The 7,718-nt window shown below is 44.2% G+C and carries 7 protein-coding genes and 1 riboswitch; all 7 genes read right to left on the minus strand.

Annotated features, from left to right (window positions below; all coding sequences use genetic code 11):
• Nucleotides 1-281: 281 nt before the first annotated feature.
• On the minus strand, nucleotides 282-653 hold the full coding sequence (locus BLU87_RS15480; RefSeq protein ID WP_092350475.1) for a DUF423 domain-containing protein: 372 nt from the start codon (nucleotides 651-653) through the stop codon (nucleotides 282-284).
• A 132-nt stretch (nucleotides 654-785) separates the two neighbouring features.
• Nucleotides 786-2,003, minus strand: a complete 1,218-nt coding sequence (locus BLU87_RS15485) for an MFS transporter (RefSeq protein WP_217637536.1) — start codon at nucleotides 2,001-2,003, stop codon at nucleotides 786-788.
• Between the two features lie 47 nt (nucleotides 2,004-2,050).
• Complete coding sequence (locus BLU87_RS15490) at nucleotides 2,051-2,716, minus strand: trimeric intracellular cation channel family protein (RefSeq protein ID WP_092350479.1); 666 nt, start codon at nucleotides 2,714-2,716, stop codon at nucleotides 2,051-2,053.
• Nucleotides 2,717-3,526: 810 nt separating this feature from the next.
• On the minus strand, nucleotides 3,527-3,913 hold the full coding sequence (locus BLU87_RS15495; protein ID WP_092350481.1) for a cupin domain-containing protein: 387 nt from the start codon (nucleotides 3,911-3,913) through the stop codon (nucleotides 3,527-3,529).
• A gap of 108 nt (nucleotides 3,914-4,021) precedes the next feature.
• A riboswitch (cyclic di-GMP riboswitch) is annotated at nucleotides 4,022-4,109 on the minus strand.
• Between the two features lie 179 nt (nucleotides 4,110-4,288).
• Nucleotides 4,289-4,594 carry a cupin domain-containing protein gene (locus BLU87_RS15500; protein WP_092350483.1) on the minus strand — a complete coding sequence of 102 codons (306 nt, stop codon included), beginning with the start codon at nucleotides 4,592-4,594 and terminating at the stop codon, nucleotides 4,289-4,291.
• A gap of 110 nt (nucleotides 4,595-4,704) precedes the next feature.
• Nucleotides 4,705-6,873, minus strand: a complete 2,169-nt coding sequence (locus BLU87_RS15505; protein WP_175498429.1) for an EAL domain-containing protein — start codon at nucleotides 6,871-6,873, stop codon at nucleotides 4,705-4,707.
• Nucleotides 6,874-7,446: 573 nt separating this feature from the next.
• Nucleotides 7,447-7,718 (minus strand): transposase (locus tag BLU87_RS15515; protein ID WP_139167592.1); only part of this gene is annotated, 272 nt, incomplete at its 5' end.

Consider the following 7,718-nt stretch of genomic DNA (forward strand, 5'->3'; position numbering starts at 1 on the left):
TTTATCCATAATTCGGCAAACACAACTAATTTTAAGAGGCGAGTATACGCTGATATGTGTCGATCATCAGCTTTGCAACTCTCATAAGACCTTTATATTCCTCAACTTTATTATTAGCAAAAATAGATTAAGAAAATCAATAAAAAAACAGTTCGAAATGAGATTTTGCAGGAATAAGCGGTACACGCTGAGGCAAAACTATATAAGAATTTTATGACCAGAATGAAGTAACTTGATAACATGGAGACCGCCCCTCTTTTGCCAAGCTATCTCCATAGCAATCATAAGTTTCGAGAGACAAAAAAAGCTATCAATAACCAACCAAGCAGGAAGGTCATGCCACCGATAGGCGTGACCATACCAAGCACACGAACGCCGCTGAGGACCATCACATAAAGGCTGCCAGAAAATAAAATAATTCCACTGAAAAGTAACCACCCAGAGAGTCGAAGTTGCCCTATTTGAGGGAGTAAATGTATCAATATTCCAAGTAAGATCAGTCCCAGAGCATGAAACATGTGATATTGCACACCAGTTTGCCAGACCGTTAACATCTCTACTGAAACTTTACTTTTAAGACCATGAGCTCCAAAAGCACCTAAAGCAACTGCGAGAAAAGCGTTAAGACTCCCTAGAACAACAAACAATTTCATATCAACTCCTTGATTCCAATCACTATTTTCGTAAATAGAAATTTTTGAATGCAGAAAGCATAACCCATAATATCCACCATTATTGGAGAGAAAACCGGGGAAAAGTCTCGTTCAAAGCAACCTAGGCCAGTTTCAACCGCGGCACGTCTTAAGTTCTGTGAGCCAGTATATAAAGGCAAGGCCTCCGAACATGCCACCCAGCCAGGAAACTCCTACCCATCCGCCAAACTCGAACACATAGCCCGACGACGCGGAGCCAATCACACCGCCAAAGAAAAAACAGGTCATGTACGCAGTTGTGATGCGGCTTCGTGCCTCGTGATTGAGCGTATAAATGACGCTCTGATTAAGAATGTGTGTGCCCTGTTGACCGATATCAAGCAGCACGACGCCGATAATAATAGCGGTAAGGTGGGTACTGTAAACACCCATGATGACAAACGCAATCACCACCAGCGCCAACAGCACCCCGGTAGCCGGCCGTGTGCTACCACGGTCATGGAAGTGGCCGGCAAGACTTGCACTCAAGGCACCGGCAGCACCGACCACGCCAAACAAACCGATGACCGAATCACTGTAACTATAGGGGGGCCGAGCGAGGAGAAAGGCAAGTGAAGTCCAGAAGACACTAAACGCTGCAAAGCCCAAAGTCCCATAGACTATGCGCCGTCTGAGCAATGGTTCCTCACGGAACAAAAGAAATACAGAACCAATCAAGGCCGGATAGGACAAACGTGTCCCGCCTCGACTCTGCGGTAGCATCCGCCATAACACGATGGATTGGACAATCATGCTTACAGTCGCTATCCAAAAAACTGCACGCCAACCATAGACGTCAGCAATGAATCCCGAAATGGTACGAGCCAGCAGAATACCCAGCAGCAGGCCGGACATGACGCGACCAATGACCGCACCACGCTGTCCGTCCGCGGCTAACACGGCGGCAAAAGGCACCAGCACTTGTGCAACCACTGCCGTAAAACCGATTCCCAAGCATGCCATCAGGAACGAACCTATCCCTGGCGAGATTGCGGCACCTGCCAGGGCTACCGCTGTTCCCGCAGAGACAACTGTGATCAATCGGCGTCGTTCGAACAGGTCACCAAGAGGCACGATCAGCGCGAGGCCGATGACATAACCCAACTGCGTCATCGTGACAATAAGACCAGTTGTCCCCTCGGATATGCCAAATTGCTGTGCCAGGGTGTGCAACAAGGGTTGCGCATAATAAAGATTAGCCACAGCCACCCCGCAAGCGACAGCCATAACATAAACAAGCACGTTTCCTGGTTTTAACGGGGGCGTTTTCGTAGAAGGATGACTGTTGTTATCACCCGGTTGAATCGTCAAGTTGGTTTCACCTCCATGGGACATAACATTCAAGCTCAACAACGCACTTAGATAACGTCCTCTGGAGCATTTTGTTCGTTACGTGTCGCTTTGATTCTATCTTCTTCAAGCAGAAAACGTGGCAAGGTTAGATTCCAATGCAGCGCAGCAACCCGAATCGCCAGTGTCGTCATGATAGATGCCGATACCGCGAAGAGGCTAGGTTGTTGTAAATGGGTGAGTAGCGCAAGTAGAACACCACCACATAGACTGGCAGATGCGTAAATTTCGCGGTGAAAGATCAGAGGAACTTCACCCGAAAGGACATCACGAATAATTCCACCAGCAACACCTGTAGACATACCCATGACGATTGCAATGCTGTACATATTGGTAACCTGGAAACCTTTTTGAAAACCAATGGCCGTGAAAACAGCTAACCCAACCGCATCTGCATAGAGGATAACAATCTCTGGTAGTCTTCTACTCCGTGCCACGACAAATGTACCGATCGCCGTAGCCACAGGGATTGCAAGATACATCGTGTCCTCGATCCAGAAGACTGGACGACTCCCAAGGATCAAGTCGCGGAGAGTCCCACCGCCGATAGCAGTGACACAGCCAAGCACAACCACGCCAAAGACATCCATCCTTTTCCGGCCTGCCGCAAGCGCACCTGTTATAGCAAAGACAGCTGTGCCAATAAGATCAAGTAAATGTATTATGAAATCCATATCTATCCTGAAAAAACAGTTCATGATAACTGGCAACAACGGGAGATTGCGTGAACCATCGAACCGTCAACGTTATTACAAAAAGGTTTTCTACCACGATTTGTGTTGATTAAGCCTCGGTTAAATTTAAAGTTTCGATTTTACAAATTCTCATCTATCCAACCCCAAAATAATGATGGAATAGATTGAAAAGACAAACCGCCCCTCCCCGTTACCAAACTTCGAAAATGACCACATCATTGCCGAACATGTCATTCAAATAATGACAGCAACAAAATTAATAATTCAATTAATAATTCCAATGAGGTTTTCGCGGCAACGTTTATCTCCTGATTGTTATCGAATAAAACCATCCACAGAGATGGAGGATTGTAAAGTAGCGACATCCTCCCATCAAGCATGAGCGATAACTTGTTCAACGCCGATCATCTATCGGTGGATCGGTATTGTCTATTTCTTGAAGATATTCTGCAACACTAAATACAGCAATGTGATCATTGATTCATTGTTAGAGAATGCATGCCGGGGACTTTCTTGAGATTATCCATAATGACACCGACGGCCGGATCATCTGGGTATCAATAAAGTTTTGACGCCTTCGGTGTCTCTGCTTACGTCTATTTTAAAAAAAAAATTCGAGGAGATTACCGGATCATCAGGATTAAACACTTCTGTGAAGACAAGGCCACGAGATCGACTTTCTCTGCTGTCGCTTCTTTAACTGCAGCGACAGCCTGTCATCAACACTGCAGACCGAGCCACTCCGCAGAATGCTTTCTTTCTCTTTTCTATCCAAACCAAATGACCAAACTAACCTTGAACCTTCTTAAGGATATGATCAATAACCTGACTATGTTCAAGTTGGGGGCTAAACAGAACCATTTCGGTCCCTCGGTCAGCCTTGATCGTATGGCCTGGAGGCCAGTAAAACAGGTCATTGCCACTGACAACTTCTACATGCCCATCGCTAAAAGTCACTGATAATTGTCCAGATAAAACATATCCCCAGTGGGGACACTGACACAGATCGCCCTCTAGCCCTTTAAGAAGGCCAGTAATATCTATTCCTTCAGCTAGTGAAAAATACTCACCGCTAATTTTTCCATAACCCGTGACATCGCCAAAATCTGTCTTTTGACGAGCAACGGACCCAGGTACATTGATTCTAACTGGCACATCTTCTTTCGCTATTCTCATAATATTATCTCCTTAGACGGGATTGGTGTCTGCTCCTTCGGTATTAACTGTCGTGTCGATAGCCATTTTCAAAATAAAAAACCGAGTCCACCGAAGAAATAATTATCCTTAGGTAGCTCGGCTATCTTGCGAAGTTTTAGAGGAAAGACCCGGAGCTTTCCGTCTCTGCTTTTCAACAGGTTTGGCATTAGCTGGGATGACGTCCTTCAACTGTAACACACATTGAAGACTCAACTAGTTATCTATAAATATTTAAAATAGAAAGTCACCCTTTTTTAACAGTCACCAGTTATAAACAAACTCACGAACCAGCAGAGAAAAAGTTATGTCTTCAATTGTGAAAGAGAGGTTCACATGCCTAAAGACATTTTTTTGTTAATCGTTCTCCGTTATAAAGTCATATTGTCCAACCCCTTGAACAAGTAGGTATTTTGATGATTCATTGTTGAGGTTATTCATGACTTTATGGCTTCTACCTTGTTCAATTTTGCAATGGACTCCAGGCTTGAGAATGACTTTTTCAATTGGTTTTCTCATGCTTACCGTGATCTCACCAGAAATGCCAAACATGTTGTCAATAATCTCTGTGTGAAAATGAAAAGGCCCCTCTTCCTTCGGATGGAGTTCAATGACCCTGACTTTGACATCTTCGGTTTGAATTATAATTTCTTCTTTTTTCAATTTTGACACCTCACTTGATTTGAGGGGATCCTGACGGCTTGACTCAACAGGGTGTAGTTAGAAAGATGGTAACCTCAGAGTTCTATTATACTTCATAAAATCTTTTTCGATTAACATGCCTGTGCATTAACAACAGGATCTTCATCAAAATCAGACTTGTTTATAGAAAGTGCCGTCAACAGACTTTCATCCCGTAAAGTTTCTCCTTGATGGTATGACATCATAAAATTGAAACATAACTCGCTTGAGAGTGGAGGGCTGAAATAATACCCTTGGAAAAGTGAACACCCCATCTTTTTGAATCGTTCGCATTGCTCAACAGTTTCAACACCTTCCACGATGGTGCGAAGATGCATATTCTCTCCCAGGTTCATAATGCTCCCGACGATATGATCATTGACTTTATCTTCTGTTTCCTCGGTCAGAGAGCGATCAAGCTTGACGGTATCGATGGGAAAAGCTTTAAGATAGCGCAAAGAAGTATGCCCCATACCAAAATCATCAATCGCTACATGGGCTCCCATAGATCGAAGGGCGAATAAGGTGTCAAAGATTGCTTCATTGGGGGTAACGGCAACAGTCTCCGTAATCTCTAATTCGAGATAGTGCGCAGGGACCCCTGTGGCCTTAAGGGTATTAGCGACTTGCTTAACTAAATTGAAATTGTTCAATTCTTTCCCTGATAAATTCACGGAAATTCGGAAGTCTTTTCTGACCGACGGTTGCCACACTTTAAAAGTTGTACAAGCGGACTTCAACACAAAAGTGCCGAGGTCATCAATAACACCACTGTCCTCAGCAAGAGCCACTGTCAGAGGTGGTGGGATGAGGCCATAGACCGGATGCTGCCAGCGCAAAAGAGCTTCAACGCCTGCCACTTGGTTATCAAGTGTATTGATCTGCGGTTGGTAGACAAGAAAGAGTTGCTTTTTTTCGTCCAAAGCTCTAATCAGATCATCGGCCAGTGAGCGGGCCAAATACCCCTCGATTCCAGGGCGGCTGAGACATTTTTTGCCATCGGGACCTGGAATGACCTCCTCGGAATAAGCGGCCAGCGTTTTGACGGATCTGTGTAATTGCTTCTTATGGGTCTTTTCGGCAAGCAGGATAAATGGACAATAAACAAAAGTACCGATCACCAGATTCACCACCTGAAGCATGGTCCCTGCGATTGAACCTGTTGAGATGTATCCACTGATAAAAGCCGGCGTTGTCCAGTGGACACTTTGAGAGACGTTAGGAACCAAATCCAAAGTCGTTGCCAGATATGCCGTAACAATATTGATTAAGGGCACCAACAAAAACGGAATAAAATATAATGGATTAAAAATTAGCGGGATTCCAAAGAGAAGCGGTTCGTTGACATTGCACAAAGCTGGGATCAGAGCCAAATAGCATAAGCGACGATTCCCTGGGTCAGTGCCTTTGAGATACACGGCGAGAATCAAGCTCAAGGTGCATCCGGATCCACCCATAAAAGCAAAAGCATCCAGAAACTCTTTCGTCAAAATATGAGAAGGATCAACATGATTTAAAATATCGTGTGCGTTTTCGAGCATTGATAGGTTCAGCTTTTCCTCAATGAGAGGAAACAGCATATTTGGACCATGAATCCCAAAAAACCAGAAGATCTGTGACAAACCGACGAATAGGAGGCCCAATCCAAGGTCCCCGATAGGTTGAGCAAACAGGTAACCTTGAATGAATCCTGTGATGAGATCTCCCTCGGGAAAAACGGATTCAAACGTAACCTGCCCGACAGCACAAACAAAAATAGTTAGTATTCCCGCCGGCATTAGTGACAGTATCTGAAATGTTGAAGGGTCACGGCCGATTATAGAGAACGAAAAACGAAGGGACTTTATAGAAGCAAGCCACAAAAATATCCTGCTGGCAATGACGGAAGAAACAACGGCTAAAAACAACCCAGAGCCTAATGAAAACTGAGAGGTCCAAAGATTGGGGGAACCAACAATAATTATGTAGCAGGACAGTGCCACCATAGTGGTCATTCCGGGGCTGACAAAACCTTGCCTATCCGAATCATTGAGTAACAGCGCAAGATTGAGCGCGACACCGCAGACAACGGCTAAAGAGGCCACACCAAAAGACCCCTGAACAATGGTTTCCAGAACTGATCGCCAAGCAACTCCGAATAGTTCAGTGAGAAAATTTTGTAAGGTTAAATAGGGAAAATGTAGCAAACATAGAGACATTGCGCCGGCAACAATTAACGGTAGAGGGAATATCAACCCACGCTGGATCGCTCGCAGAGTCATGTTGTTCTCAAGTCGCTCCAAACCTTTTGCAACGAAAGAAGTGGTCCGGTCCACTGATCTTGGCTTAAGGGCATTCATTTTCTACGGTATGTTCCATTGATAAGCGGTTAACAAAAGTGGATTTATTTAAAATGCTTACAACAACATTCTGCCGAATAAGCTACAAACATATTATTATTTCTTCATAAACACAAGATAATATAACGCCGATTGATCTGCTATCTTTGACAGTACAGATTTTTAAACAAGCGAGTTACGAACTGTTCAACGTTGGCTCACAGCTTGAGGAATTTTTTATGGGGTAAATCCAGCCAGAAGAAAAACACCTATGATTGTTGTGATGGAGAAAGTGGTCTGATTCTTATATTTTTTGCCAAAAATTTGAAAAGGCAAAAGGTCTGCCACTGTTTGGGCATCAAATCAAGTTCGCATAAAAAGGCAAATCGTCCTTTCGAAGAAAAAGCTAAATCTGATATTTTTGGATCTACCTTATTAAATGGATAATTTCAATATCACCATGGGCATCCCTAAGATACTGGGCCTGTAAAGTAAATTGTGTAAATAGCCCGCCGGTTAAAGTAGCGGCATCCGCCCTTCAAACATAATCGAAAACTGATTCAGTGCCGATCGCCAGTTGCGGATCGGCATTGTCCATTTCTTGGATATATTCTGCAGAGCCAAATACATCAGTTTAATCATCGACTCGTCGTTTGGAAACGAGCCCCGATTCTTCGTCACCTTTCGCAGCGACATATTGACCGACTCAATGGCGTTAGTCGTATAGATCGCCTTGCGGATATCCGGTGGATACGAAAACAGCGGTGTAATTCGTTCCCAGTTGTTCC

The organism is Desulfuromusa kysingii (assembly GCF_900107645.1).
Classification (GTDB): Bacteria; Desulfobacterota; Desulfuromonadia; order Desulfuromonadales; family Geopsychrobacteraceae; genus Desulfuromusa; species Desulfuromusa kysingii.